Annotated in this window: 22 protein-coding genes; 8 read left to right on the top strand and 14 right to left on the bottom strand. The window is 66.8% G+C overall.

All coding sequences use genetic code 11. The features are described 5' to 3' along the window. Nucleotides 1-79: 79 nt before the first annotated feature. The 6 genes from U5760_RS05330 to U5760_RS05305 all read right to left on the bottom strand — a co-directional run bounded on the left by U5760_RS05330 (nt 80) and on the right by U5760_RS05305 (nt 7584). Nucleotides 80-1405: a class I SAM-dependent RNA methyltransferase gene (locus U5760_RS05330; protein WP_322010159.1), complete on the bottom strand. Its 1326-nt coding sequence runs from the start codon at nt 1403-1405 to the stop codon at nt 80-82. 144 nt (nt 1406-1549) lie between these two features. Then, nucleotides 1550-3730: a site-specific recombinase gene (locus tag U5760_RS05325; protein WP_322010157.1), complete on the bottom strand. Its 2181-nt coding sequence runs from the start codon at nt 3728-3730 to the stop codon at nt 1550-1552. Between the two features lie 55 nt (nt 3731-3785). Further along, nucleotides 3786-4505, bottom strand: a complete 720-nt coding sequence (locus U5760_RS05320; protein ID WP_322010156.1) for a PqiC family protein — start codon at nt 4503-4505, stop codon at nt 3786-3788. Continuing rightward, nucleotides 4502-6142, bottom strand: a complete 1641-nt coding sequence (locus U5760_RS05315) for an intermembrane transport protein PqiB (protein ID WP_322010155.1) — start codon at nt 6140-6142, stop codon at nt 4502-4504. The genes U5760_RS05320 and U5760_RS05315 overlap by 4 nt, the downstream gene beginning before the upstream one ends. Beyond that, nucleotides 6135-6797, bottom strand: a complete 663-nt coding sequence (locus tag U5760_RS05310) for a paraquat-inducible protein A (RefSeq protein ID WP_322010154.1) — start codon at nt 6795-6797, stop codon at nt 6135-6137. The genes U5760_RS05315 and U5760_RS05310 overlap by 8 nt, the downstream gene beginning before the upstream one ends. Before the next feature lie 10 nt (nt 6798-6807). Next, complete coding sequence (locus U5760_RS05305) at nt 6808-7584, bottom strand: paraquat-inducible protein A (RefSeq protein WP_322010152.1); 777 nt, start codon at nt 7582-7584, stop codon at nt 6808-6810. Nucleotides 7585-7859: 275 nt separating this feature from the next. Here U5760_RS05305 and U5760_RS05300 point away from each other — a divergent pair, with 275 nt between their 5' ends. Beyond that, entirely contained in the window at nt 7860-8441 is a 582-nt protein-coding gene (locus U5760_RS05300; protein ID WP_322011059.1) for a YceI family protein, read from the top strand. Between the two features lie 120 nt (nt 8442-8561). Here the strand turns inward: U5760_RS05300 and secF are convergent, their stop codons facing one another. From secF to queA, 5 genes are all read right to left on the bottom strand, one after another. Beyond that, a complete protein-coding gene (gene secF, locus U5760_RS05295; protein WP_322010150.1) occupies nt 8562-9512 on the bottom strand; it encodes a protein translocase subunit SecF in 951 nt (316 codons plus the stop codon). A gap of 15 nt (nt 9513-9527) precedes the next feature. Beyond that, nucleotides 9528-11582 (bottom strand): protein translocase subunit SecD, encoded by a 2055-nt coding sequence (gene secD, locus U5760_RS05290; RefSeq protein ID WP_322010145.1) that lies wholly within the window; start codon nt 11580-11582, stop codon nt 9528-9530. Nucleotides 11583-11700: 118 nt separating this feature from the next. After that, on the bottom strand, nt 11701-12027 hold the full coding sequence (gene yajC, locus U5760_RS05285; protein ID WP_322010143.1) for a preprotein translocase subunit YajC: 327 nt from the start codon (nt 12025-12027) through the stop codon (nt 11701-11703). Nucleotides 12028-12282: 255 nt separating this feature from the next. Beyond that, nucleotides 12283-13482: a tRNA guanosine(34) transglycosylase Tgt gene (gene tgt, locus U5760_RS05280; protein ID WP_322010141.1), complete on the bottom strand. Its 1200-nt coding sequence runs from the start codon at nt 13480-13482 to the stop codon at nt 12283-12285. 101 nt (nt 13483-13583) lie between these two features. Continuing rightward, nucleotides 13584-14681 carry a tRNA preQ1(34) S-adenosylmethionine ribosyltransferase-isomerase QueA gene (queA, locus tag U5760_RS05275; RefSeq protein ID WP_322010140.1) on the bottom strand — a complete coding sequence of 366 codons (1098 nt, stop codon included), beginning with the start codon at nt 14679-14681 and terminating at the stop codon, nt 13584-13586. A 183-nt stretch (nt 14682-14864) separates the two neighbouring features. On the opposite strand from queA, the gene recG reads away from it, so the two are divergent. From recG to ubiA, 7 genes are all read left to right on the top strand, one after another. Then, nucleotides 14865-17186 (top strand): ATP-dependent DNA helicase RecG, encoded by a 2322-nt coding sequence (recG, locus tag U5760_RS05270; RefSeq protein ID WP_322010139.1) that lies wholly within the window; start codon nt 14865-14867, stop codon nt 17184-17186. 180 nt (nt 17187-17366) lie between these two features. Then, nucleotides 17367-18326 (top strand): hydrogen peroxide-inducible genes activator, encoded by a 960-nt coding sequence (locus tag U5760_RS05265; protein WP_322010138.1) that lies wholly within the window; start codon nt 17367-17369, stop codon nt 18324-18326. 258 nt (nt 18327-18584) lie between these two features. Further along, a complete protein-coding gene (locus U5760_RS05260) occupies nt 18585-18725 on the top strand; it encodes a hypothetical protein (RefSeq protein WP_322010137.1) in 141 nt (46 codons plus the stop codon). A 66-nt stretch (nt 18726-18791) separates the two neighbouring features. Continuing rightward, entirely contained in the window at nt 18792-20237 is a 1446-nt protein-coding gene (locus tag U5760_RS05255) for a catalase (protein WP_322010136.1), read from the top strand. Nucleotides 20238-20346: 109 nt separating this feature from the next. Continuing rightward, on the top strand, nt 20347-20523 hold the full coding sequence (locus U5760_RS05250) for a hypothetical protein (RefSeq protein ID WP_322010135.1): 177 nt from the start codon (nt 20347-20349) through the stop codon (nt 20521-20523). Between the two features lie 170 nt (nt 20524-20693). After that, nucleotides 20694-21182 carry a Dps family protein gene (locus U5760_RS05245; protein ID WP_322010133.1) on the top strand — a complete coding sequence of 163 codons (489 nt, stop codon included), beginning with the start codon at nt 20694-20696 and terminating at the stop codon, nt 21180-21182. A gap of 134 nt (nt 21183-21316) precedes the next feature. Further along, complete coding sequence (gene ubiA / locus U5760_RS05240; protein ID WP_322010131.1) at nt 21317-22180, top strand: 4-hydroxybenzoate octaprenyltransferase; 864 nt, start codon at nt 21317-21319, stop codon at nt 22178-22180. Between the two features lie 63 nt (nt 22181-22243). Here the strand turns inward: ubiA and proC are convergent, their stop codons facing one another. The 3 genes from proC to glcF all read right to left on the bottom strand — a co-directional run bounded on the left by proC (nt 22244) and on the right by glcF (nt 25187). Beyond that, the gene (proC, locus tag U5760_RS05235) at nt 22244-23059 is read right to left on the bottom strand and encodes a pyrroline-5-carboxylate reductase (protein ID WP_322010129.1); all 816 of its coding nucleotides are present in this window, start codon (nt 23057-23059) and stop codon (nt 22244-22246) included. 36 nt (nt 23060-23095) lie between these two features. Next, nucleotides 23096-23794: a YggS family pyridoxal phosphate-dependent enzyme gene (locus U5760_RS05230; RefSeq protein WP_322010128.1), complete on the bottom strand. Its 699-nt coding sequence runs from the start codon at nt 23792-23794 to the stop codon at nt 23096-23098. Between the two features lie 163 nt (nt 23795-23957). Continuing rightward, nucleotides 23958-25187: a glycolate oxidase subunit GlcF gene (gene glcF, locus U5760_RS05225; protein WP_322010126.1), complete on the bottom strand. Its 1230-nt coding sequence runs from the start codon at nt 25185-25187 to the stop codon at nt 23958-23960. Nucleotides 25188-25190 lie beyond the last annotated feature (3 nt).

The raw sequence follows: 25190 nt of genomic DNA, 5'->3' as shown, positions 1-25190 counted from the left end.
TAGTGGAGCTTGTTCCGGAGTGCGAAGGCTATTGGTTGCCCGCTCGTTGCGAGCGGGCGCAGGGATAGGCTCGGTGTGCTCAGGCGTTTTCGTTCGCCTGCGTGCCGCCGCCGTTCGCGGGACGCTGGCGCACGCTGCCCGCGATCAGGTCGAAGCGGAATAGCCGGCATTCGAGCGCGCCGTTGTAGAGCGGCGTCTTCGCCGATTCGCGCAGGCGCAACTGCCCCGGCAGCTTGCGGTCCGAAGTCAGCACGAACGCGCGCCAGCCCGTGAAGCGCTGCTTGAGCGCGTCGCCCAGCGCCTGGAAGAACTCGCTGTCCGGTGCATCGTCCTGCGTCTGCGCGCGGCGAAAGCCTTCGTCGCCGCCGTTGTCTTCGCCGCGCAACTCGCGGGCCGTCGGGCGCGCCTCGCCGCGTGCGTTGCGGCCGCGCACCTCGATGCGCTCGCCGTACGGCGGGTTGGCCACGAGGATGCCGGGCGCGTCGGCGGGCGGCGTCATGTTGCGTGCGTCGAGCTGCTTGAGCGGCACGTTGCCGAGCCCGGCGCGCGCGAAGTTGGCGCGCGCCTTTTCGAGCATCACGTCGGAAATGTCGCTGCCGAAAATCAGCAGATCGTGGTGCGGGCGGCTTTGCGCTGCGTTGCGGGCCGTGTTGGCCTCGCTCTTCAGATGGCGCCACGCCGCCGAATCGAATTGCTTCAGGCGCTCGAAGCCGAAGCTGCGGTCGAGCCCCGGCGCGATGTCGAGCGCCACCTGGGCCGCTTCGGCGAGGAACGTGCCGCTGCCGCACATCGGGTCGTAGAGCGGCGTGCCGGGCGTCCAGCCTGTGAGGCGCAGGATGCCGGCCGCCAGGTTCTCGCGCAGCGGCGCCGCGCCCTTGTCGAGGCGCCAGCCGCGCTTGAAGAGCGGCTCGCCCGAGGTGTCGAGATAGAGCGTGCAGTCGCCCGCCGTGAGGAAGGCGAAGACGCGCACGTCGGGATACGCGGTGTCGATGCTCGGGCGCGCGCCGGCCTTCGAGCGCATGCGGTCGCAGATGGCGTCCTTCACGCGCAGCGTCGCGAATTCGAGGCTGCGCAGCGGCGACTTGATCGCCGTGATGTCGACGCGCAGCGTTTCGTTGGGCGTGAACCACTGCTCCCAGCGCTGTCCGGCGGCGAGCGTGTAGACGTCCTGCTCGCTGCGGTACGGGCCCTGGGCGATTTTCAGCAGCACGCGGCTCGCGATGCGCGAGTGCAGGTTCGCGGCCATGCCGCCGGCCCAGTTGCCGCGCAGATGCACGCCGCCGGGCACTTCGGCGCCGACCGCGAGTGCGCCGGGCGGCAGGCGCCCCGAGGCGATTTCGGCCAGTTCGGCGGCGAGCGCGGCTTCGAGGCCGCGCGGGCAGGGGGCAAAAAATTCGAAAGACATGAGGGGGGAAGGGACGCTGCGGGGAAGGCGCTATTGTACGCGGGTTGCGGCGGCGCCCCGAGTGGAGCGCCGCGTGCATGGCGCCAGGTGTGTCCGTGCCATGCCTGCCGGCGCTTTGCCGATGTCAGTCGATGTCAGCCGATGTCAGTGCGCGCCTGCCTCGTCGGCATTGCTGGCTTTGCGCCGCGGCCACACGAGATCCACCGGATGCCGCGAAATGCGCCGCCAGATCGCGCGCATGAGCGGCCGCACGTCCTTGCGCCCCAGGTCGCGCGAACGCAGCGCCATCTGCAAGGCGAGCGCGAAGCTCACCGTCACGTTGAGGACCGCCATGCTCGCCACGCCCGCGACTGCCCACCAGAGCTCGCCGGACCCGAGTGTGGAGGTGCCGAGCACCCCCATCGCCACGCCGATCGATCCTGACGACAAGGTGACGTGGCGCACCTCGAAGTGGAACGCGATGGCCGAGACCACCGCCGGCACGACCCCGAGCATCAGCCCGAGCGCGACATTGCCCCATACGCCTGCCGCGTTGCTGCGGCAAAAGTGGGCAAAGCGCGCGGCGCCCGCGGCCCCGAGCGTCATGCGCAGGCGCCGGTTCCAGGCGAGGGCGTCTTCCACGCGATGCAGCACGAACCAGTTGTCGGCCCAGCCGGCAAAGAGGCTCGACGCCCACAGCAGCACGCCCGTGAGCGCCGCGTAGAGCGGCGTCGGCCCGGCGAGCGAGAACGACTGGAGCGTGGCGTGCGCCTTGGCGGGCGAGATCAGGTTGACGTGAAAGAGCCAGCCGCAGACCAGCTGGATCGCAAGGCAGGCGGGAAACACGAGCAGCACGTTGCCGAGCACGGCCGCCGCCTGGGTGCGGATGAGCGCCACCACCGACGAGACGAAGCGTGCCTGCCCGGCCGGCTCGTCGGCGCCGTCGAGCTCGCGGGCGAGCGTGGGCGCCGTCATCGCGGGCTGCTTGGTGGCGAGCGAGAAGTGGCAGAAGTGCATGACGAGGAAGCTCACCGCATAGTTCAGCCCCGCGAACACGCCTTCGATCATCGACGGCAGATGCGCCCCCGTCACGCCGAACTTCACGTACACGGTGACCGCCGTCACGAGGCCGCCGCCGGCGGCCATGCGCAGCATGGTCAGGTATTCGGCGCGGTCGCGGGCGATGTAGTGCTCGCCGGTATCGGCGGATAGCTCGACCACCTTGCGCGAGAGCAGCGCGAAGTTGCTGCGTACGAGGTGCAGCACGCTCTGACTCGCCTGGTTCGCCTTCACGAGATCCGCGACGAGGCGCGCCTGCATGCTCAGGTCGCTGGCGGCCATCCAGGCGTCGAGCAGTTGCTCCGCGCGCTGGATACGCATGCGCATGCGTTCCACCTGGAACACCGTATCGACGCGCACGCCGTTGCGGTAGAGGTGGGCGAAGACGTCGTCGGTGGCTTCGCGGCAGCCGTCCAGCAAGACGCGCAGCCACGTCACCTCCTGCAACAGACGATCGGGCTCGCCCGAGTCGCGGGCATTTTCCACGGCCAGCATCGCCCGCGTGAGGCGGAAGAACGGCAGGCGCTCGACGGCCACGCGGGCGTCGTCGCCGGACAGGCGGCTGCGCACCGTCGGCGAAAGGCCCGTCGAGCTGATCTGGCAGGTGAGGTTGTGCAGCGCCGTCAGCAGATCCACGGAAAGGTCGCTGCGCCCGGGCATGGCGGCCGCGGGCGCGTCGGATTCCGCTGCGCTGGCCGTAGTGGCGGGAGCTGTCCCGGCGACGGTTGTTTCCTGTTCCGCTCCGACGATCAGGTCCTTCAGGCGGCTCAGCAAGTCCGGCGGCAGCGTAGCGATCCATTCGGGGTCGTGGGCGGCCGGAAACATCAGCGTGAAGAGCGCGGCGAGGTCGCGGCGGTTCGGCGCGGGCGGAATCAGCTGCGCCTGGATGCGCTCCGAGAGCGCGCCGAGGAGACCCGAATGCACGGGCATGCCCGCATCGCAGAGGAGCGAGATGCTGTCGGACTCGCGCACCAGCTTGCGCACCATCGCGCCCACATTGGCTTTCCAGGCCGGATTGCGGTCGAGCACGTGCAGCAGATAGCGCACGCGCGCGTGCTCCGGCGGCCCGCGGCGCGGCGCGTCGGCCGGCCCGGCGGAGAGCGGGGAGGGCGACGCGGCGTCCAGCTTGCCGCCGCGGTGGATCCAGTGCGCGAGTTCGATCAGCCAGTCGCTGCGCTCGGCGTAGGGCGCATCGGCATTGGCGACGGCCAGCAGCGCGTCGAGCTGGTGGCCGGCGCTGCGCGAGGCGCGCCATTTTTTCCAGAGGGTCTTGACGGTACGGAACATAAGGGAAAGCGGAAGTGTCGGCCCAGCATAACGGCTGCGGGCCGGCACGGGGGAATCAGCCAGCGCCGGAGTCTGCCGGCGCCGCCGCCGGGCAGGCGATGGGGGGCATCGGCCTTGGCCGGCTGGTGGTCTTGCTGCCCGGCGTCATGACGGGCTGCGGCGCGGCGGCGAGCGCGCGCACCCCGCTCGCGATCGCCGCCGAGAGCGCGGCGACCGCGCGCCGGTGTCCTTCGACGAGCGCGTCGTAGCCGGTGCCGACCTTCTCGTCGAGCACGCTGCGGCAGGTCATGACCTGCTGCGAGGCGAGCGAGCGCACGCTCCAGACCGCATCGATGAGCGCATGCGAATCGGGCCACGACTCGAAGCGCTGAACGCGCACGCTCACGCGGTACACCGGCACGCCTTCGGGCCGCGGCGAACCATATACGTCGATGGTGCCCAGCTGCTGCGTGAGGTCGCCCGAGAGCGCGCGGCGGATCTCGTCGCCGGGCAGCGACGCCCAGCGCCGCTGCTCGAGCACGTCGACGCGGCTTGCGTCCGTCTGTACGACGAACTGCGCCTTGGCGACCTGCGGCGGCACGTCGATCGGCGCGAGCTCGATCAGGAGGGCCGGGTTCGCGCTCGCCACGGGCGGCGCGGTGCGCGCCGCGTCGTCGGTCGGGCTCAGCGTGTAGAAGTGGCTGGGCGGCGACGCGCAGCCGGCCAGCACGGCCGCGGCTGCCGCAGCGGCTGCGGCCAGAGCGGTGGTCCGCGTGAAGAGCCGGTTGAACGTCATGGGTTGTCTCCTGATTTGCCGCGCAACAGCGACTCGGGGTGGCGTTCCAGATAATCGGACAGCGAGTTGAGCGACTGCAGCGTGCGCGTGAGCTGCTGCATCGCTTCGTGCACGTCCGACTGCAGCGGCGAATCCTGCTGCAGCGTGGACTGCGCTGCGGCAAAGGTCTTCTGCGCTTCGTCGAGCGTGCCGCGCAGTTGCGGGAGCAACTGGCCGTTCACCTGGGTGAAGAGCTGGTTCGCGTTCTTGAGCGAGTCGTTCAGATTCGTGCCGATCTGGTCGAACGGAATCTTGTCGAGCTTCTTCGCGATGTCGGCCACCTGCAGTTGCAGCTCCTCGAGCGAGTTCGGGATGGTGGGCAGCTGGATCGGATCGTGGTCGAGATCCACCTTGGCCGACGGCGCCTTCGGGAAGATGTCGAGCGCGACGTAAAGCTGGCCCGTGAGCAGGTTGCCCGTGCGCAGCTGGCCGCGCAGCCCGCGGTCCACGAGACGCTGCAGCAGCTCGCGGCTTTGCGGCGTGTACGGCGCCGGCGCTTCGCCGTTGTGCACGCGGCGCGACAGGCGCAGCGGGTACAGGTCCACGGTGACCGGCATCGCGAAGTTATGCTCCTTCGGGTCGTACTCGATGCCGATGTCGGTGACCTGGCCGAGCACGATGCCGCGGAAGTCCACGGGCGCGCCCACCGAAAGGCCGCGCAGCGACTGGTTGAAGTACATGACCACGCGCACCGGCGCGCCGTCCGGCTCGCGCATGGCGTCCGTCTCGTTGTCGGCGAGGTTGAAGGTCGCATTGTCGGGCGCCTGCGGGCCGAGAGCCTTGCCGGGGGGCGCCTGGAACGCGAGGCCGCCTACCACGATGGTCGCGAGCGACTGGGTATCGACCTTGATGCCGCTCGAATCGAGCTGCACGTTCACGCCGCTCGCGTGCCACCAGCGCGTGTTGGTGCCCACGTACTGGTCGTACGGCGCGCTCACGAACACCTGTACGGTCACGCCGGTGCCGTCCTTGTCGAGCGAGTAGCCCGTTACCTGCCCGACCTGGATGCGCCGGTAGAAGATCGGCGTGCCGATGTCGAGCGAGCCGAGCGTGTCGCTGTGCAGCGTATAGCGGTGGCCCTTCTCGTCGATCGTCACGGCGGGCGGCGCTTCGAGCCCGGTGAAGTCGGTGGCCGTGTCCTTCGAGCGGCCGGCGTCGGCGCCGATATAGGAACCCGAGAGCAGCGTGGAGAGGCCCGAAACGCCGCTTGCGCCCACGCGCGGACGCACCACCCAGAAGCGGCTGTCCTTCACGGCGAACGCTTCGGCGTCCTTGGTCAGCTCGACGGTGACGAGCACGTGCGAGAGGTTGGGCGAGAGCTTGATCGCGCGCACCGAACCGATATCGACGTCCTTGTACTTCACCTTGGTCTTGCCCGGCTCGAGGCCTTCGGCGCTCGCGAAGCTGATGGTGATCGTGGGGCCGCGATCGACCACGGACTTCACCACCAGCGCGATGCCGATCAGCGCCGCGACGAGCGGCACGATCCAGACGAGCGAAGGCAGCCAGCGCTTCGGCCTGACGATCTCAGGCTCCGGCAGCTCGGGCGGGAGCGGGCCGCCCGCGGAAGGCGGGGTCGGTCCTTTCGGGTTATTCATGGGCGCGATCCTGATTGTGTTGCGTGGGGTTCTGTGTGTCGTCGTCCACGGGGTCCCAGATGAGGCGCGGGTCGAACTGCATCGACGCCATCATGGTAAGGATCACGACGCAGCCGAACGCGATGGCGCCCGGGCGCGCGGTGATCACTGCAAGCGACTGGAAGCGTACCAGCGCCACTGTCAGCGTCACGACGAAGATGTCCAGCATCGACCAGCGGCCGATGAATTCGACGATCCGGTAGAGCTTCGTGCGCTCGACGGGGCGCCACGTCGAGCGCCGGCCCGCCGTGAAGGCGAGCAGCGCGAGGACGAAGAGCTTGAGCATCGGCACGAGAATGCTGGCGATGAAGACGATGACCGCGAGCGGCCACGAACCCGAGGTCCAGAAGTACACGATACCGCTCATGATCGTGTCGTCTTCGTCGCCGACGAGCGACGCTGTGTGCATGACGGGCAGCAGGTTGGCCGGGATGTAGAGCAGCGCCGCGGCGATCAGCAGCGCCCACGTGCGCGTGATGCTGTCGGGATGGCGCTCGTGCAGCGTCGCGTGGCAGCGGTCGCAGCGCGGGTGCGGGTTGCCGCGTTCGCGCGGCTGCACGTGCCCGCAGGCATGACACGAGACGAGGCCGGCTTCGGTGGCGGTCAGATATTTCATGGCGGCGCCTTCAGTGCGGGGACGAACCCGAGGGCTTCGGGTTGCCGCCCGGGGGCTTCGGCGCGGCCGGGTCGTAGATGTCCGGCGTGCCGGGGAGGCCGGGCAGGCCGGTCGCGTCGGCGCTGCCGGACGCGGCTGCGTCGTCGGAAGCCGGGATGCCCGCGTGCCGCCTCGCTTCGCGATCGCGCAGCGCGTCGGCGATGTCCCAGAGCGTGCGGGAATCGAACGTCAGCACCACGGTGAACATGAGCGTGAGCGCGCCGAACGCGAAGAGCGCCGTTTCGGGAATCACGCGCGCGAGGCTCACCATCTTCACGATCGTGATCAGCACGCCGAGCATGAACACTTCGAGCATGCCCCAGGGCCGCACGAACTCGATGGCGCGCAGCACCTGGTTGAAGCCCGGCGGAATCACGCCGCGCCGGATGGGCAGCAGGACATAAAGCAGGGCGACGAGCTCGGTGAGCGGAAAGAGGATCGTCGCGCAGAACACCATGACGGCGACGATCTCCATGTTTTCGCCCCACAGGATCACGAGCGCGCCGAAGAGGCTCGACTCCGAGGTGATGCCGTTGGCATCGAGCTCGATGATCGGAAACGACTGGGCGATGATGAAGGTGATGAGGGCGGCGACGGTCATCGCGCAGATCCGGTCGATCTGCGCCGACCCGCTGCTGTAGAGGGTCGCGCCGCAGCGCGAGCAGCGGGCGGTTTGCCGGCCGAGCAGCTGGGGCTTGCGGTAGAGCGCGTCGCATTCGTGACACGCGATCAGTTTGTCCTGGGCCATGCGGGCAGATGACGCAAAACGACGTGAACGGGAACGGGCAACGCCGCCGCCTGCGACCTGGGTTCGCAGCGGCCGTGCGCCATGTTACCAAAGGCCGGCCTGGAGGCGACGAATGGCGGCGGCCGGGGCCTCGCGGCCGCACGACGGGCCCGGAGTGTGCCACGTTTGCCCAATTGGCGTATGGTAGGGCGCCAGAACCGGCGCGCGCGGGGCGCGGCGGCGCGTTTTGCGTACCTCTTGCCGCCATGGAGGCGTCTTTGAAAACCTTGTTTCGCATGACCGTCACGACTGCTGCAGCCGCATCCGCCGTTCTCGCGGGATGGTGGGCGGCCCCGGCCTTCGCCGCGGACACCTATCAGCTCGATCCCAACCACACCTATCCGAGCTTCGAAGCCGACCACATGGACGGACTCTCGATCTGGCGCGGCAAATTCACGAAGACCACGGGCACGGTTACGCTCGACCGCGCCGCGAAGACGGGCACCGTCGACGTCACGATCGACCCGGCTTCGGTGCAGACCGGCAACGCGGAACTGGACAAGCACGTGGCCGGCCCCGAGTTCCTCGACGCCGCAAAGTACCCCACGGCCACTTACAAGGGCACGCAGATCGTGTTCGACGGCGACACGCCGAAAGAAGTGATCGGCACGTTCACGCTGCACGGCGTGACGCGGCCGCTCAATCTGGAGATCGAATCGTTCAAGTGCATGCAGCACCCCATGCTCAAGCGCGAGGTGTGCGGCGTGGAGGCCGAAGCCGAATTCAACCGCGACGACTACGGCATCGACATGGGCAAGAAGTACGGCTTCAAGATGCAGACGAAGCTGCACATCCAGGCCGAAGGCATCAAGCAGTAGAGTCGCCAGGCAGCAACGGGCGCCGCGCTCGCCTGGCGCGAGTGCGAAAAAAAGCCGGTTCGCGAGAACCGGCTTTTGCGTGCTGCTTTCCTGAAGCGTTCCTGAGCAGGCGAGGGCGGCTTAAACCTGCGCCCCGGCGTTCGGATCGTTCGGATCGTACTTTTCCTTCTTTTCCTTGATGAGATCCTCGCGCTTCACGCCGAGCCACATGGCGAGCGCCGCCGCGACGAACACCGACGAGTAGATACCGAACAGGATACCCACCGTCAGCGCGAGTGCGAAGTAGTGCAGCGTCGGGCCGCCGAGGAAGAACATCGAGAGCACCATCATTTCCGTAGAGCCGTGGGTAATGATGGTTCGCGACATCGTGCTGGTGATGGCGTGGTTGATCACTTCCACCACGGTCATCTTGCGCTCGCGCCGGAAGGTCTCGCGGATCCGGTCGAAGACCACGACCGATTCGTTCACCGAATAGCCGAGCACCGCGAGCACCGCCGCCAGCACCGAGAGCGAGAACTCCCACTGGAAGAACGCGAAGAAGCCGAGAATGATCACCACGTCGTGCAGGTTCGCGATCACGCCGGCCACGGCGTATTTCCACTCGAAGCGGAACGACAGGTAAATGACGATGCCCACCACCACGCACGCGAGCGCGAGCAGGCCGTCGGTGGCGAGCTCCTTGCCCACCTGCGGACCGACGAACTCCACGCGCTGCAACTGCACCTGCGGGTTGCCTTCCTTGAGCGTGGCCATGACCTGATCGCTCTGCTGGGAGGAGCTCAGGCCCTGCTTGATCGGCAGGCGGATCAGCACGTCGCGCGAGGTGCCGAAGTTCTGCACCTGGGCGTCGCCGTAACCGATCTTGCCGAGCGAGTCGCGCACCGGCTGGAGATCGAGCGCCTGCGGATACTGCACTTCGATCACCGTGCCGCCCGTGAACTCGATCGACAGGTGCAGGCCGCGGTGCACGAGGAAGAACACCGCCGCGATAAAGGTGATGAACGAGATCGCGTTGAAGATCAACGCGCGCTGCATGAACGGAATGTCCTTGCGGATGCGGAAAAATTCCATGATCTTGACTCCGTATCAGCGGGACGAACCCGTGTTGTCCGGGCTGCCCGGACCGTTTCTGCGGCGCACGACAGGCTTCGCGCGCGCCGAACCCTTGGCGGCGGCCTTCGCTTTTTCACGCGGCTTCGCTGCGTTGGCGGCGAGGGCGCGACCCGTATCGGTGTGGGCGTCGTCGTGCTCGAGCGCGGCCGTGCTGCCCGCGCCCGCCAGTTCCGGCTCCGGACGCCACACCTGGCCCACCGCGAGCGACTTGAGCTTCTTCTTGCCGCCGTACCAAAGGTTCACGAGACCGCGCGAGAAGAACACGGCCGAGAACATCGAGGTGAGAATGCCGATGCAGTGCACGATCGCGAAGCCGCGCACCGGGCCCGAGCCGAACGCGAGCAGCGCGAGACCGGCGATGAGCGTGGTCACGTTCGAGTCGAGAATCGTGGCCCAGGCGTGCGCATAGCCGTTCTGGATGGCCAGTTGCGGCGGCGCGCCGTGGCGCAGCTCTTCGCGGATACGCTCGTTGATCAGCACGTTCGCGTCGATCGCCATACCGAGCGCGAGCGCGATAGCCGCGATGCCGGGCAGCGTGAGCGTGGCCTGCAGCATCGAGAGCACCGCGATCAGCAGCAGCAGGTTCACGGACAAGCCGATCACCGAGATCAGGCCGAACAGCATGTAGTAGGCGATCATGAACACGGCGATGGCGGTAAAGCCGTAGATCACCGAGTCGAAGCCCTTCTTGATGTTTTCCGCGCCGAGGCTCGGGCCGACCGTGCGTTCCTCGATGATGTCCATCGGGGCCGCGAGCGAGCCCGCGCGCAGCAGCAGCGCGAGGTCGGCGGCGGCTTGCGGCGTGGGCTGGCCCGTGATCTGGAAGCGGTCGCCCAGTTCCGACTGGATCGTCGCCACCGTCAGCACTTCGCCCTTGCCCTTCTCGAACAGCACCATCGCCATCGGCTTGCCGATGTTGTCGCGCGAGACGTCGCGCACCGAGCGCCCGCCCGCCGAGTCGAGACGGATGTTGACCGACGGACGATTGTGCTCGTCGAAGCCCGCCGAGGCGTCGATGATGCGGTCGCCCGTGAAGATCACCTGCTTCTTGAGCCACACCGGGGCCTGGTTGCCCTGGGTGAAGAGCTCGTCGCCCGGCGGCACCGGCGCGGCCGGGTCGGGATGCAGGCCGAGCGGGTCGGCCAGACGCGCTTCGAGCGTGGCCGTGCGGCCGATGATGTCCTTCGCCTTCGCGGTGTCCTGCACGCCCGGCAGTTCGACCACGATGCGGTCGTCGCCTTGCTGCTGGATCACGGGCTCGGACACGCCCAGTTCGTTCACGCGGTTATGCAGCGTCTGGATGTTCTGCTTGAGGGCCGCTTCCTGAACCGCCTTCTTGACCGCCGGCGAGAACGTGCCCACGAGCTGCACGCCGCCATCGGGCGCGTTCTGCGTGGCCCACTGGAGCTCGCTCACGCCGGTGGCGAGCACCTTCTGCGCGTCGGCGGCGACGGCCGGATCGGCGAAATTGATGACGATCGACTGATCGACGCGGTTCACGCCGCCGTCGCGGATGGTCTTGTCGCGCAGCAGCGTGCGGGCGTCCGAAGCGTCGGAATCGAGCTTCTTGCTGAGCGCGCCGTTCATGTCCACCTGGAGCAGGAAGTGCACGCCGCCGCGCAGGTCGAGACCGAGATACATCGGCAGCGCGTGCAGGGCCGTCAGCCAGTGCGGCGAGGCGCTCTGCAGGTTCAGCGCGACGACGTAGACGGGGTCGCTCGGGTCGGGGTTGAGCGCTTTGGTGAGCGTGTCTTTCAGGCGCAGCTGGGTGTCTTCGTCGGCAACGCGCACGCGGATGTTCGCGTTCATCTGCGAGTTGTCGAACGTGACGTCGTCGGCCTTGATGTTATTCGCGGCGAGCGCGGCTTCGACCTGCGCGAGCGTGTCGCTGTCGAGCTTGACGGTGGCCTTGCCGCTCGACACCTGGACCGCGGGCGCTTCGCCGAAGAAGTTGGGCAATGTGTACACGAAGCCGATGGCGAGCGCCACGACCATCACGACATATTTCCAGAGGGGATAACGGTTCATTGGTTGGCCCAACGGGGGAGGGGAATGGCCTTCTCGATGCGTGCGCGTGGGGCGGGAGCCTCGCGCGCGAGGCCGCCCGGTGCCGGCGGCGGCCTCAATCGGGTGCGCTCGCGACGGCTTACAGCGACTTGATCGTGCCCTTCGGCAGGATCGTTGAAACCGACGACTTCTGCACGGTGATTTCGTTGCCGTCCGAGATTTCGACGCCGACATACGCTTCGCCGACCTTCGTGATCTTGCCGACGATACCGCCGCTGGTGATGACTTCGTCGCCCTTGGCCATGGCCGCGAGCATGTTGCGATGTTCCTTCTGACGCTTCATCTGCGGACGGATCATGATGAAGTACAGCACAGCGAACATCAGGATCAGCGGCAGAAACTGCATCAGGCTGGATTCTGCGCCGCCTGCGGAACCTTGTGCGAAGGCACTGGAAATGAACGACACGTTGGTCTCTCCGTTTATACGATCGGCATACGATCGGGACGATCAAAAATCGAGCCGGTTATTCTACCACCGGCGCCAGTCGGGACGGCGACACAAAATAGGCTTTCCGATCAAGCGTTTAATGCGGGGTTGCCGCGTTCGGTACTCGATCTGGAGGGGTTCGTCGGGGCTGTTCTGGCCCCGGCCGGTAGCGCCCAGGTCGCCGTCTTCGAAGGCAAATTGTAAGTTTTATGGGGGCGCCGCGCGCCTTTTGCTTCAGTCGACGCCGCGCGCGCGGTTCTCGTGGAAGCGCTGGCGGAACGCCGCGAACGACTTCGTTTCGATCGCCGCGCGGATCTCGCTCATCAGTTCCAGGTAGTAGTGCAGGTTGTGGATCGTGTTGAGCTGCGCGCCGAGGATCTCGCCCACGCGGTGCAGGTGGTGCAGATAGCCGCGCGTGAAGTTGCGGCAGGTGTAGCAGCCGCATTGCTCGTCGAGCGGGCGCAGCGAATTGCGGTGCGTCGCGTTGCGGATCTTGACGTCGCCGAAGCGCGTGAAGATCCAGCCGTTGCGCGCATTGCGCGTGGGCATCACGCAGTCGAACATGTCGACGCCCGACGCTACGCCCGCCACCAGATCCTCGGGCGTGCCCACGCCCATCAGGTAGTGGGGCTTGTCGGCGGGCAGCTTCGGCGCGATGTGTTCGAGCACGCGCATCATGTCTTCCTTGGGCTCGCCCACCGACAGGCCGCCGATCGCGAAGCCGTGGAACGGCATGGCCGAGAGGCCCGCGAGCGATTCGTCGCGCAGGTCCTCGAACATGCCGCCCTGCACGATGCCGAAGAGCGCGTTCGGATTGCCGAGGCGCTGGAACTCGTCGATGGAGCGCTGCGCCCAGCGCATCGACATGCGCATGGAGTCGGCCGCTTCCTGGTGGGTGGTCGGCACGCCGTGGGTCGCATAGGGCGTGCACTCGTCGAACTGCATGACGATGTCCGAGTTCAGCACCTTCTGGATCTGCATCGAGACTTCGGGCGAGAGGAACAGCTTGTCGCCGTTCACCGGCGACGCGAAGCGCACGCCGTCTTCGGAGATCTTGCGCAACTCGCCGAGCGAGAACACCTGGAAGCCGCCCGAATCGGTGAGGATGGGGCGGTTCCAGCCCATGAAGCGATGCAGGCCGCCGTGCGCCTCGATGGTTTCGAGGCCCGGGCGCAGCCACAGGTGGAAGGTGTTGCCGAGGATGATCTGCGCGTGCATTTCCTCGAGCTCGCGCGGCTGGGTGGCCTTGACCGTGCCGTAGGTGCCCACCGGCATGAAGATCGGCGTTTCGACCACGCCGTGGTTCAGCGTGACGCGGCCGCGGCGGGCGAGGCCGTCGGTGCCGAGGAGTTCGAATTTCAGGCCATTTTGCGGGCGCTCGCCCAGATAGGCGCCATGTTCGGCGCGTGCGTTGCTTTGATGACCGTCGGTCATGCGTGGACTCCTGTGCCACCGGAGAACAGTCCGGCGCAGATGATGATAACTGCCGCGTTTTCGCTCGCGGCAGTGGGGAAAAGCGGCAGGTGAAGCGCGTGTTACGCGTTCAGCGCGTCGTCGGTTCTCGTCAGCAGCATGGCGTCGCCATAGCTGAAGAACCGGTAACGTGCCTCGATCGCATGACGATACGCCGCGCGGATCGTCTCGATGCCCGCGAATGCCGAAACGAGCATCAGCAGCGTCGATTTCGGCAGGTGGAAGTTCGTCACGAGCCGGTCCACTACGCGGAACCTGTAGCCCGGCGTGATGAAGATATCGGTTTCCGCCGAGGTCGCCGCCAGCGCGCGGCCGGCGTTCTCCGCGTCGCGCGCGGCGGCTTCGAGCGCGCGCATCGAGGTCGTGCCCACGGCGATCACGCGGCCGCCGCGCGCGCGCGTGGCCGCGATCTTGTCCACGAGCGACTGCGGCAGTTGATACCACTCGCTGTGCATCTTGTGCTCGTCGATGTTCTCCACGCGCACCGGCTGGAACGTGCCCGCGCCGACGTGCAGCGTGAGCGTCGCGCGTCCCACGCCCATCGCGTCGAGCTTCGCGAGCAGCGCGTCGTCGAAATGCAGGCCCGCCGTGGGTGCGGCGACCGCGCCGGGATTCTGCGCGAACACGGTCTGATAGCGCGTTTCGTCGGTCGCGTCGGCGTCGTGCGTGATGTACGGGGGCAGCGGCAGACGGCCGAACTGCTCGATGAGCGTGAGGCAGTCGTCGGGAAAATGCAGCGTGTAGAAGGGCTCCACGCGTTCGCCCACGGTCACGTCGAAGGCGTCGGCGAGGCGCAGCACCGTGCCGGGCGCGGGGCTCTTGCTCGCGCGGATCTGCGCGAGCGCCGTGCGAGCGCCGGTGAGGCGCTCGACGAGCACCTCGATCTTGCCGCCGCTGGCCTTCTGGCCGAAGAAGCGCGCCTTGAGCACCTTGGTATCGTTGAAGACGAGCAGATCGCCCGGCGCGATGCACTCGGGCAGCTCGGCGAAGCGGCGGTCGGTCAGACGCGGCGGCTGGCCGGGCAACGGATCGGTTAACTGGCCTGGCAACTGCGCACGGGTATCGACTTCCAGCAGGCGGCTTGCGGTGCGCTCGGGCAGCGCGGTCTGCGCGATCAGCTCGGCGGGGAGGTCGAAATCGAAATCGGAAAGCTTGAACATGCGGCTGATAAAACGGAAAGGCGTGGGGGCCGGAATGGCCGCCGCGGTCTCGCGCGGCTATGATGGCGGGACGACTCGCGCCGTAGCGGCAGGCGTTGCTCGTGCAGCGGTGCTGCCGGGACGGTTCGCCCAAGGCATGCCGCGTCACGCCGGAAAGCCGTTATTGTACTTGTGAAGCTGCCTATGCCCCCATCCGCCCGTCTGAAGTCCGAAACCGAAACGCCCGACGATCCGCGCGAGCGCGCCGCCGTGCGCGAAGCGGAGCAGGGCGCGGCGGCCGGCCCGGACGAGGCGCAGGAGTTGCTGGATACGCCGAAGGGCAAGAAGAAGGGCAAGCAAAAAGAGAAGCCTAAGGACAAGCCCGCCGTCACGAAAACCGCCGACAAGCTCGCCAAACTCGGCCTCACGCGCGAAATCGACCTCGTGCTGCATCTGCCGATGCGCTACGAGGACGAGACCACGCTCACGCCCATCGGCGAGCTCTTGCCCGGCGGCATCGCGCAGACCGAGGGCGTGGTCTTCGACAACGAAATCGCTTACCGCCCGCGCCGCCAGTTGCTGGTGAAGCTGCGCGACGACCACGGCGACGAGCTGATCCTGCGCTTTTTGAACTTCTACGGCTCGCAGGTCACGCAGATGGCGCTGGGCAAGCGCCTGCGCGTGCGCGGCGACGTGCGCGGCGGTTTCTTCGGCATGGAGATGGTGCACCCGGCCGTGCGCGTGGTCGACGACGACACGCCGCTGCCGCAGGCGCTCACGCCGGTCTATCCGTCCACGGCCGGCGTGACCCAGGCCTATCTGCGCAAGGCCATCGACAGCGCGCTTTCCCGCGCGTCGCTGCCCGACCTGCTGCCTGAAGCCATCGCGCGCGAATTCCTCGAACCGCTCGGGCTGCCGCCGCTCATGGAGTCGGTGAAGACGCTCCATCATCCGCCCATCGGCGCCGACGAAACCGGGCTCATGGACGGCACGGATCCCGCGTGGACGCGAATCAAGTTCGAAGAGCTGCTCGCGCAGCAGCTCTCGCTCAAGCGCGCGCACGCGGAGCGCCGCACGCGCGCGGCGCCGGCCATGCCCTTGCGCGCGTCGGCGGCGGACGGTGCTGCGAGTGCGGTGAGTGCTGCTACCGGCACCGGCTCGGCCAACACAGCCGCCGGTCCAGCCGCGCCGCTCGTTGAGCGTCTGCGGGCTTCGCTGCCGTTCCAGCTCACGAACGCGCAGCAGCGCGTCGTGGCCGAGATCGCGCACGAACTCGAACTGCCGCATCCGATGCAGCGGCTCCTGCAAGGCGACGTGGGCAGCGGCAAGACCGTGGTGGCGGCGCTCGCTGCCGCGCAGGCCATCGATGCCGGCTACCAGGCGGCGCTCATGGCGCCCACCGAAATCCTCGCCGAGCAGCACGCGCGCAAGCTGCGCGGCTGGCTCGAACCGCTCGGCGTGCAGGTGGCGTGGCTCGCGGGCAGCCTCAAGGCGAAGGAAAAGCGTGCGGCCATCGAAGCCGCGGCGCTCGGCACGGCGCAGCTCGTGATCGGCACGCACGCGATCATTCAGGATGCCGTCGAATTCGCGCGGCTCGGCCTCGTGATCGTGGACGAGCAGCACCGCTTCGGCGTCGAGCAGCGGCTCGCGCTGCGCGCGAAGGCGCAAAACGCGAAATCGGCCGAACACGGGGCGCGCGAGTTCCAGCCGCACCAGCTGATGATGTCGGCGACGCCCATCCCGCGCACGCTCGCGATGACCTACTACGCGGACCTCGACGTTTCCACCATCGACGAACTGCCGCCCGGCCGCACGCCGATCCTCACGAAGCTCATTTCCGACGCGCGCCGCGAAGAGGTGATCGCGCGCGTGCGCGCGGCGGCGCTCACGGGGCGCCAGGTGTACTGGGTGTGCCCGCTGATCGAGGAAAGCGAGACGCTGCAACTGCAGACGGCCGTCGAGACATACGAAACGCTCGTCGCCGCGCTGCCGGAACTGAGCGTGGGCCTCGTGCACGGCCGCCTTTCCTCGACGGAGAAGGCCGCCGTCATGGACGCCTTCTCGCGTAACGAAGTACAGCTGCTGGTGGCGACGACGGTGATCGAAGTGGGCGTCGACGTGCCCAATGCCTCGCTGATGGTGATCGAGCACGCCGAGCGCTTCGGCCTCGCGCAGCTTCACCAGTTGCGCGGCCGCGTGGGGCGGGGCAGCGCGGCTTCGGTGTGCGTGCTGCTCTACAGCGGGCCGCTTTCGCTCACCGGCCGCGCGCGCCTGCAGACCATGCGCGAAACCACGGACGGCTTCGAGATCGCCCGCCGCGACCTCGAGATCCGCGGCCCCGGCGAATTCCTCGGCGCGCGCCAGTCGGGCGCGGCGATGCTGCGTTTTGCGAACCTCGAAACCGACGGCTGGCTGATCGAGCCCGCGCGCAGCGCGGCCGAGCGCCTCCTGCACGACTGGCCGCACGTCGTCACACAGCATCTGAACCGCTGGCTGGGCGCACGCGAGCAGTATCTAAAAGCGTGAGTGAATGAAGGTATGGCCGGGAACCTGCAAAAGAACCCGCAAAGGAACCGGCGCGGGCGGCAATCGTCTGAGCCATTCACTGTTCCTGCCCGAATATGGGCGTTGAATATTGGCGAATCGCCGCCATAGGTGTATAAGTACAAGCTATTGATTCACCTCTTCTGATTGGTCCCTAAAGAAATGACGCTCACTGAACTGAAATACATTGTCGCGGTTGCCCGCGAGCGCCACTTCGGACGGGCAGCGGAAGCCTGTTTCGTGAGCCAGCCGACCCTTTCGGTGGCCATCAAGAAGCTCGAAGACGAACTGAACGTGCAGATTTTCGAGCGCGGCACGAGCGAAGTGAGCGTCACGCCGATCGGCGAGCAGATCGTCACCCAGGCCCAACGCGTGCTCGAACAGACCCTCGCCATCAAGGAAATCGCCAAGCAGGGCAAGGATCCGCTTGTCGGCCCCCTGCGCCTCGGCGTGATCTACACGATCGGGCCGTACCTGCTGCCTACGCTCGTCAAGCAGATGATCAAGCGCGTCCCGCAGATGCCGCTCATGCTGCAGGAAAACTACACGCTCAAGCTGATCGAGCTGCTCAAGCAAGGCGAGATCGACGTGGCGATCATGGCGCTGCCGTTCCCCGAAACCGGCCTCACGCTGCGCCCGCTCTACGACGAACCCTTCGTGGTGGCGCTGCCCTCGGGCCACGCGTGGGAACAGCGCGAGAAGATCGACCCGGACGACCTCAAGCAGGAAACCATGCTGCTGCTCGGCAGCGGTCACTGCTTCCGCGACCACGTGCTGGGCGTGTGCCCCGAACTCATGCGCTTCTCGCAGAACGCGGACGGCATCCAGAAGACCTTCGAAGGCTCGTCGCTCGAAACTATCCGCCATATGGTCGCGAGCGGCGTGGGCATCACCGTGCTGCCGCGCATGTCGGTGGCCGAAGTGAAGCCGCACGCGGGCGGCGCCGATTCGGGACTGCTCTCGTACGTGCCGTTCGACGAACCGGTGCCCGACCGCCGCGTCGTGCTTGCCTGGCGCAAGAGCTTCACGCGCATGCCGGCGATCGAGGCGATCGTCGATGCCATCCATGCCTGCGAACTGCCGGGCGTGAGAAGGATCGAGGCGCCCGCCGAGGTGGTCTGACACACGCTTTGGTGGATCCGGCGCCTCTTCGTGGTTGGGCGCCGGCTGCTTCCTCCGCCTCGTTTTCCCCCGGTTCTCCCGCGCCCGCGTTTTCGCGGCGACTGACTCGCGTGCCTGAATAGCCGTCGTTGGATTTTCGAATCCGACCCTGAGAGTCAAAATCTATTCGATACATAAAATAAATCAAATTCTATATATCGATAGCCATTGATAAAGTTCCTCCTGCCGATACGCCAATGCGTTCATCTGGAGGAAGCGATGCAAACCAACGTCCCTAACGTTCCCCACGTTCCCCACGTCCCGTCTCTCGCGGCCCAGCCGGTGTCCGCTCCGCGCGCCTTCAGCGGCCTGCGCACGGTGGCCTTCTCGCTGCTCGTCGATCGCGCGCTGTCGGCCTGACGCCGCACCGCCTCGCGCTATTCCCGCACCACCCGATTTGTTGCTCAAAGACACAAGGAATCCAGCATGTCCGAACGTACCCTCACCTCGGCCTCAGGCGCCCCCGTCGTCGATAACCAGAATTCGCTGACGGCCGGCCCGCGCGGCCCCGTCATGCTCCAGGACGTGTGGCTTCTCGAAAAGCTCGCGCACTTCGACCGCGAAGTGATTCCGGAGCGCCGCGTGCATGCCAAGGGCTCGGGTGCGTTCGGCACGCTCAAGGTGATGCACGACATCTCGCGCTATACGAAGGCCAAAGTGTTCGCGGAAGTGGGCAAGGAAACGCCGCTCTTCATGCGCTTTTCGACGGTGGCGGGCGAGCGCGGCGCGGCCGATGCCGAGCGCGACGTGCGCGGCTTCTCGATCAAGTTCTACACGGAAGAGGGTAACTGGGATGTGGTGGGCAACAACACGCCGGTGTTCTTTATCCGCGATCCGCTCAAGTTCCCGGACTTCATCCACACGCAAAAACGCGATCCGCGCACGAACATGCGCAGCAACGTGGCCGCGTGGGACTTCTGGTCGCGTCATCCCGAATCGCTGCATCAGGTCACGATTCTCATGAGCGATCGCGGGATTCCGAAGAACTATCGCCAGCAGCACGGCTTCGGCTCGCATACGTTCTCGTTCATCAATGCCGCCAACGAGCGCTTTTACGTGAAGTTCCACTTCAAGTCGGCGCAGGGCGTGGAGAACTACACCGACGCCGAAGCGGCGCAGGTGGTGGCGCAGGACCGCGAATCGGCGCAGCGCGATCTGTACGAGTCGATCGGAAAGGGCAGCTTTCCGAAGTGGCACTTCCGCATCCAGGTGATGCCCGAAGCCGATGCGGCGAAGGTGCCGTACAACCCGTTCGACATCACCAAGGTGTGGCCGCACAAGGACTATCCGCTGATCGACGTCGGCACGATCGAGCTCAACCGCAACCCGGAGAACTACTTCGCGGACGTCGAGCAGGCCGCCTTCACGCCGGCCAACGTGGTGCCGGGCATCGGCTTCTCGCCGGACCGTCTGTTGCAGGGGCGTCTCTTCTCGTACGGCGACACGCAGCGTTATCGACTCGGTGTGAACCATCACCAGATTCCGGTGAATGCGCCGCGCTGCCCGTTCCACTCGTTTCACCGTGACGGCGCGCTGCGCACCGACGGCAACCAGGGCGGCACCGTGAACTACGAGCCGAGCCGCTTCGGCGACTTCGCGCAGCGTCCGCAGGCCGGCGAGCCGGCGCTCGCGGCGGGCGCGGTCGACCACTACGATCACCGTGAGGACGACGATTACTACAGCCAGCCGGGCGCGCTCTTCCGGCTGTTCGACGCGGGCCAGCGCGAGCGGCTCTTCGCGAACATCGCGCGCGCCATCGCGGGTGTGCCTGCGGAGATCGTGCAGCGTCAGATCGAACATTTCCGCCGCGCCGATCCGGCCTACGCACAGGGCGTGATTGCGGCGATCGCGGAACTTGCCGAATCGAAGTAAGGCGTGTGCGGCGCATTGCCGCGTAACGCTGACCCAATGAAGCAGCATGGCGGCGGGGCCGGTTCAGGGCACCGCCGCCATTGAACTCAAGGACTCAAGGAGAGAGATCATGACCCGTGCAATGACGATGACGCTTCAGGCCGCCGGCTTTGCCGGCGCGGACGATGCGGACAAGGTGCTGGCGCGCGCGACGTTCACGCTGCGCCGGGGCGCCGGCCTGGCAATCGTTGCGGGCGGCGTGGCCGTACTGATCCTGGAAGCGATCGTGCGACTTCATGGCGGCTGAACGCCGGGAACGCACAGCAGGTTTTCCATGTCCGACAGACAGGGCCAGATGCGCGAGTCTGGACTGTTTTCCAAGATAAACTGACGCCTGTTCGAAGGTTCGCGGGTCGCTCCACGCCGAGGCGCCGGAGCGCCACCGGCGGTGCGTCTCATAGCTAACAAGGAGTGGTCATGGCCAAAAAAGCAATCGTGCAGCACGTGAATATCGGCATTAGCGACAAGGACCGCAAGAAGATCGCGGAAGGGCTCTCGCGCTTGCTCGCGGACACCTACACGCTGTATCTGAAGACCCACAATTTCCACTGGAACGTCACGGGGCCGATGTTCAACACGCTCCACTTGATGTTCGAGACGCAGTACACCGAGCTGGCGACGGCCGTGGACGCGATCGCCGAGCGCATTCGCGCGCTGGGCGTGGCAGCGCCCGGCAGCTATAAGGAGTTCGCGAAGCTTTCGTCGATTCCGGAGGCCGATGGCGTACCGGTGGCGGAAGAGATGATCCGTCAACTCGTGGAAGGCCAGGAGGCCGTGGTGCGCACCGCGCGCGCGATTTTCCCGGCAACCGAAGCCGCGAATGACGAACCGACGGCCGACCTGCTCACGCAACGCATGCAGACGCACGAAAAGACGGCCTGGATGCTGCGTTCGATGCTGGCTTGAGGGCCACGCAGGGTTCGGGCGGGCTTGAAGCGGCGCGATCTTGAGCGGAGCAATCCAGGCGAGGTTTGAAGGCTACGCGGCGCCGGGTTGCCGCGCTGGCCTACAATAGCGGCATCGTTTTTCCCGCCACGATCATGTTCGCCCGACTCCCGCTCTATCTGCGGCTTGTCCGCATGGACAAGCCGATCGGCAGCCTGCTGCTGCTGTGGCCGACGCTCAACGCACTCTGGATTGCCTCGAACGGCCATCCGTCGCTATCGCTCCTCGTGATCTTCACGGTGGGCACTGTGCTGATGCGCTCGGCGGGCTGCGCGATCAACGACTACGCAGACCGCGATTTCGACCGCCACGTGAAGCGCACGGCCGAGCGGCCCCTCACCTCGGGCCGCATCCGCGCCTGGGAGGCCGTGGCGATCGCGGCCGGTCTGGCGCTGGTTTCCTTCCTGCTGATCCTGCCGCTCAACACGCTCACCAAGCAGCTTTCGGTCGTGGCGTTGTTCGTGGCGGCGTCGTACCCGTTCACGAAGCGCTTTTTCGCCATCCCGCAGGCCTACCTCGGCATTGCGTTCGGCTTCGGCATTCCGATGGCGTTCGCCGCTGTGCAAGACCAGGTGCCGGCGCTCGCGTGGATCATGCTGATCGCGAACGTGTTCTGGTCGGTGGCCTACGACACCGAATACGCAATGGTCGATCGCGACGACGACATCAAGATCGGCATCCGCACCTCCGCGCTGACCTTTGGCCGTTTCGACGTGCTCGCCGTCATGCTGTGCTACGCCGTCACGCTGGGCATTTACGTGTGGGTAGGCGTCGTACTGGGCTTCGGGTTGCTTTACTGGATCGGCTGGGCGGGAGCCGCAGGGTGCGCCGTCTATCACTACACGCTGATCAAGGACCGCGAACGGATGCTGTGCTTCGCAGCGTTTCGCCACAACAACTGGCTGGGCGGCGCGCTGTTCGTCGGCATCGCCGCGCACTACGCCATCGCGGCGATGTGAAGCGGCGCGGGCCGCTTCATTGACTGCTTCGTCGTCTGCTTCATCGCCCGTTTCGCCGGCTGCTTACTGCTTGCCGAATTCCTCGCCCATTTCTTTCGCGCGTGCGTCCGCGGCCAGTGCGCCGCGCACGATGGCATCCTTGATGCCGGACGCTTCGAACGACGCGAGCGCCGCCGCGGTCGTGCCGCCCTTCGAGGTCACGCGCTCGCGCAGCACCGAGGGCTGCTCGTCCGATTGCAGCGCGAGTTGCGCTGCGCCCGTGAACGTGGCGATGGCGAGCGCGCGGCCCTGCTTTTCGTCCATGCCGAGCTGGCGCGCGGCTTCCTCCAGCGCTTCGATGAAATAGAACACGTAGGCCGGCCCGCTACCCGAGATGCCGGTGACCGCGTCGATCTTCGCTTCGTCGTCGAACCACACTGTCTGACCTACCGCGCCGAGCACGTCGGACGCAAGCTGGCGGCCCGCGTCATCGACGCCGCGGCTCGCGACGAGACCCGTTGCCCCCATGCCGATGAGCGCGGGCGTATTGGGCATGGTGCGCACGATGCGCGTGTGCCCGTTGAGCCAGCGCGAGAGATCGTCGATCCGGATGCCGGCCATGATGCTGATCACGACCTGGTGCGGCGCCAGATGCGGCGCGAGCCCTTCGGCCACGGCCTTGGCGATCTGCGGCTTGACCGCGAGCAGCACCGCGTCGTATTGCGCGAGCGCCGCGTCGGCGGCCGCACCCGTATGCACTCCGAACTGATCGGCATTGCGCTTGCGCACGTCTTCGTTCGGATCGATCGCATACAGGTTGGCGGCGGGCACGCCCTTGCGGATCAGGCCGCCGATGAGTGCGGCGGCCATGTTGCCGCCGCCGATGAAGGCGATTTTCATGATGATGGAAAGAGTCCGGTTATCAATGCAGTGCAATCAGTGGGAGTAGTCGCGCGCGCCGAAGATCGCGGTGCCGATCCGCACGAGGGTGGCGCCTTCGAGTACGGCCGCCTCGAGGTCGGCCGACATGCCCATCGACAAGGTGTCCAGCGCGAGGCCGCCGGCGCGCAGCGTATCGAAGAGCTCGCGCAGTTGCCGGTGGGGCGCGCGCTGCGCTTCGAGCGTGGCTTCCGGTTCGGGGATCGACATCAGCCCGCGCAGCCGCAGATTGGGCAGTGCCGCGATTGCCTGCGCGATCTGTGCGGCTTCCTCGGGCGCGACGCCGCTCTTGGTGTCTTCGCCGCTCACGTTCACCTGCAGGCAGACATTGAGCGGCGCCATGCCCGCGGGCCGCTGTTCCGAAAGACGCTGCGCGATCTTCAGGCGATCGACCGAATGCACCCAGTCGAAGCGTTCGGCCACGAGCCGTGTCTTGTTCGACTGCAGCGGCCCGATGAAATGCCACTCGAGGCTCGCGCGCAGGTCGGCGAGCGCCTCGATCTTTTCGACCGCTTCCTGCACGTAGTTCTCGCCGAAGGCGCGCTGGCCGGCGGCATGTGCGGCACGCACGTCTTCTGCGGGAAAGGTTTTCGAAACCGCGAGCAGTGCGACCGAATCCGGTTCGCGCCCGGCATTGCGGGCAGCGGCGGCGATGCGCTGGCGTACGGCTTCGAGGTTATGGGCGAGATCGGTCATGGGAGCGGGGCGGCCGCCCCATTGAAGCGGCGGACACGGAAACGAACCAGAAAGAACGAGGCAATTATACGGATTGCGCCCGAAGCGAAACATAGGCCGAACGGCCAGCTGTTTGCGCGCGGCGCGTTTCGTTACGCTCGATCCGTGTTCGATTCCTGCGCGCCTAGTTCGCGGCCAGCATATGTTCTACGAGCTCGATCCAGTGCGTGACCGGCAGCGCCGTGCCGCTTTGCAGGTGCGCGATGCAGCCGATATTGGCGGAGACGATCAGTTGCGGCTCGAGCGCCTTGAGGCGGTCGAGCTTCTGGTTGCGCAGCGTGTAGGACAGGCGCGGCTGCGTGATCGAATAAGTGCCGGCCGAACCGCAGCACAGATGGCTGTCCGCGGGCAGGCGCACGTCGAGGCCCAGCGCGCCCAGTACTTTTTCCACGCCGCCGCGCAGTTGCTGGCCGTGCTGCAGCGTGCACGGCGGATGCCATGCCACGGTATGGATGCCGCGCCGGCGCGTGGCCGCCACGAGCTGCTCTTCGAAGGCGGGCAGGATTTCCGAGAGATCGCGGGTGAGCGTCGCGATGCGACGCGCCTTTTGCGCATAAGCCGGATCGTTGCGCAGCAGGTGGGCGTATTCCTTGACCGTTGCGCCGCAGCCCGAGGCGTTCATCACGATCGCCTCCACGCCCTCTTCGACGTAGGGCCACCAGGCGTCGATATTGGCGCGCACGTCGTCGAGCGCTTCGTCCGCGTAGCCCATGTGCAGGCGAATCGCGCCGCAGCAGCCGGCCTCGGGAGCGATCACGGTCTGGATGCCGAGCGCATCGAGCACGCGCGCCGTCGCCACGTTGATGTTGGGCATCATCGAAGGCTGCACGCAGCCCGCGAGCATCAGCATCTTGCGGGCGTGCTGCGTGGTCGGCCAGGCGAGGGCGCGCTGGCGCACCGGCACCTTGTCGCGCAGGCGGCGCGGCAGGAGCGGGCGGATCTGCTGGCCGATGCGCATGGCCGGCGAGAACAGCGCGCGCCGCGGCAGGACGCTGGCGAGCAGCCGTCGCACGATCTTCTGGCGCAGCGGCCGCGACACGTTTTCTTCCGCGTGCTTGCGGCCGATCTCGACGAGCCGCCCGTATTGCACGCCCGAGGGACAGGTCGTTTCGCAACTGCGGCAGGTGAGGCAGCGGTCCAGATGCGTGAGCGTGCTCTTCGTTACGGCCGCGCCTTCCACCATCTGCTTGATGAGGTAGATGCGCCCGCGCGGGCCGTCCAGCTCGTCACCGAGCAACTGGTAAGTCGGGCAGGTGGCCGTGCAAAAACCGCAATGCACGCATTTGCGCAGGATCGCGTCGGCTTCGTCGCCGTCTGCCGTGTTCCGGATGAAGTCCGCGAGGTTCGTCTGCATTGC

This window comes from Paraburkholderia sp. J12 (genome assembly GCF_905220215.1).
Taxonomy (GTDB): domain Bacteria; phylum Pseudomonadota; class Gammaproteobacteria; order Burkholderiales; family Burkholderiaceae; genus Paraburkholderia.
The sequence above is the reverse complement of the archived record's forward strand: the minus strand, read 5'-3'. Positions and strand labels throughout refer to the sequence as shown.

What these genes read in the sequence shown, in the direction of transcription:
- U5760_RS05330 (WP_322010159.1), bottom strand. Translation starts at nt 1,405, where the DNA reads ATGTCTTTCGAATTTTTTGCCCCCTGCCCGCGCGGCCTCGAAGCCGCG.
- U5760_RS05325 (WP_322010157.1), bottom strand. Translation starts at nt 3,730, where the DNA reads ATGTTCCGTACCGTCAAGACCCTCTGGAAAAAATGGCGCGCCTCGCGC.
- U5760_RS05320 (WP_322010156.1), bottom strand. Translation starts at nt 4,505, where the DNA reads ATGACGTTCAACCGGCTCTTCACGCGGACCACCGCTCTGGCCGCAGCC.
- U5760_RS05315 (WP_322010155.1), bottom strand. Translation starts at nt 6,142, where the DNA reads ATGAATAACCCGAAAGGACCGACCCCGCCTTCCGCGGGCGGCCCGCTC.
- U5760_RS05310 (WP_322010154.1), bottom strand. Translation starts at nt 6,797, where the DNA reads ATGAAATATCTGACCGCCACCGAAGCCGGCCTCGTCTCGTGTCATGCC.
- U5760_RS05305 (WP_322010152.1), bottom strand. Translation starts at nt 7,584, where the DNA reads ATGGCCCAGGACAAACTGATCGCGTGTCACGAATGCGACGCGCTCTAC.
- U5760_RS05300 (WP_322011059.1), top strand. Translation starts at nt 7,860, where the DNA reads ATGACCGTCACGACTGCTGCAGCCGCATCCGCCGTTCTCGCGGGATGG.
- secF (WP_322010150.1), bottom strand. Translation starts at nt 9,512, where the DNA reads ATGGAATTTTTCCGCATCCGCAAGGACATTCCGTTCATGCAGCGCGCG.
- secD (WP_322010145.1), bottom strand. Translation starts at nt 11,582, where the DNA reads ATGAACCGTTATCCCCTCTGGAAATATGTCGTGATGGTCGTGGCGCTC.
- tgt (WP_322010141.1), bottom strand. Translation starts at nt 13,482, where the DNA reads ATGACCGACGGTCATCAAAGCAACGCACGCGCCGAACATGGCGCCTAT.
- queA (WP_322010140.1), bottom strand. Translation starts at nt 14,681, where the DNA reads ATGTTCAAGCTTTCCGATTTCGATTTCGACCTCCCCGCCGAGCTGATC.
- recG (WP_322010139.1), top strand. Translation starts at nt 14,865, where the DNA reads ATGCCCCCATCCGCCCGTCTGAAGTCCGAAACCGAAACGCCCGACGAT.
- U5760_RS05265 (WP_322010138.1), top strand. Translation starts at nt 17,367, where the DNA reads ATGACGCTCACTGAACTGAAATACATTGTCGCGGTTGCCCGCGAGCGC.
- U5760_RS05260 (WP_322010137.1), top strand. Translation starts at nt 18,585, where the DNA reads ATGCAAACCAACGTCCCTAACGTTCCCCACGTTCCCCACGTCCCGTCT.
- U5760_RS05255 (WP_322010136.1), top strand. Translation starts at nt 18,792, where the DNA reads ATGTCCGAACGTACCCTCACCTCGGCCTCAGGCGCCCCCGTCGTCGAT.
- U5760_RS05250 (WP_322010135.1), top strand. Translation starts at nt 20,347, where the DNA reads ATGACCCGTGCAATGACGATGACGCTTCAGGCCGCCGGCTTTGCCGGC.
- U5760_RS05245 (WP_322010133.1), top strand. Translation starts at nt 20,694, where the DNA reads ATGGCCAAAAAAGCAATCGTGCAGCACGTGAATATCGGCATTAGCGAC.
- ubiA (WP_322010131.1), top strand. Translation starts at nt 21,317, where the DNA reads ATGTTCGCCCGACTCCCGCTCTATCTGCGGCTTGTCCGCATGGACAAG.
- proC (WP_322010129.1), bottom strand. Translation starts at nt 23,059, where the DNA reads ATGAAAATCGCCTTCATCGGCGGCGGCAACATGGCCGCCGCACTCATC.
- U5760_RS05230 (WP_322010128.1), bottom strand. Translation starts at nt 23,794, where the DNA reads ATGACCGATCTCGCCCATAACCTCGAAGCCGTACGCCAGCGCATCGCC.
- glcF (WP_322010126.1), bottom strand. Translation starts at nt 25,187, where the DNA reads ATGCAGACGAACCTCGCGGACTTCATCCGGAACACGGCAGACGGCGAC.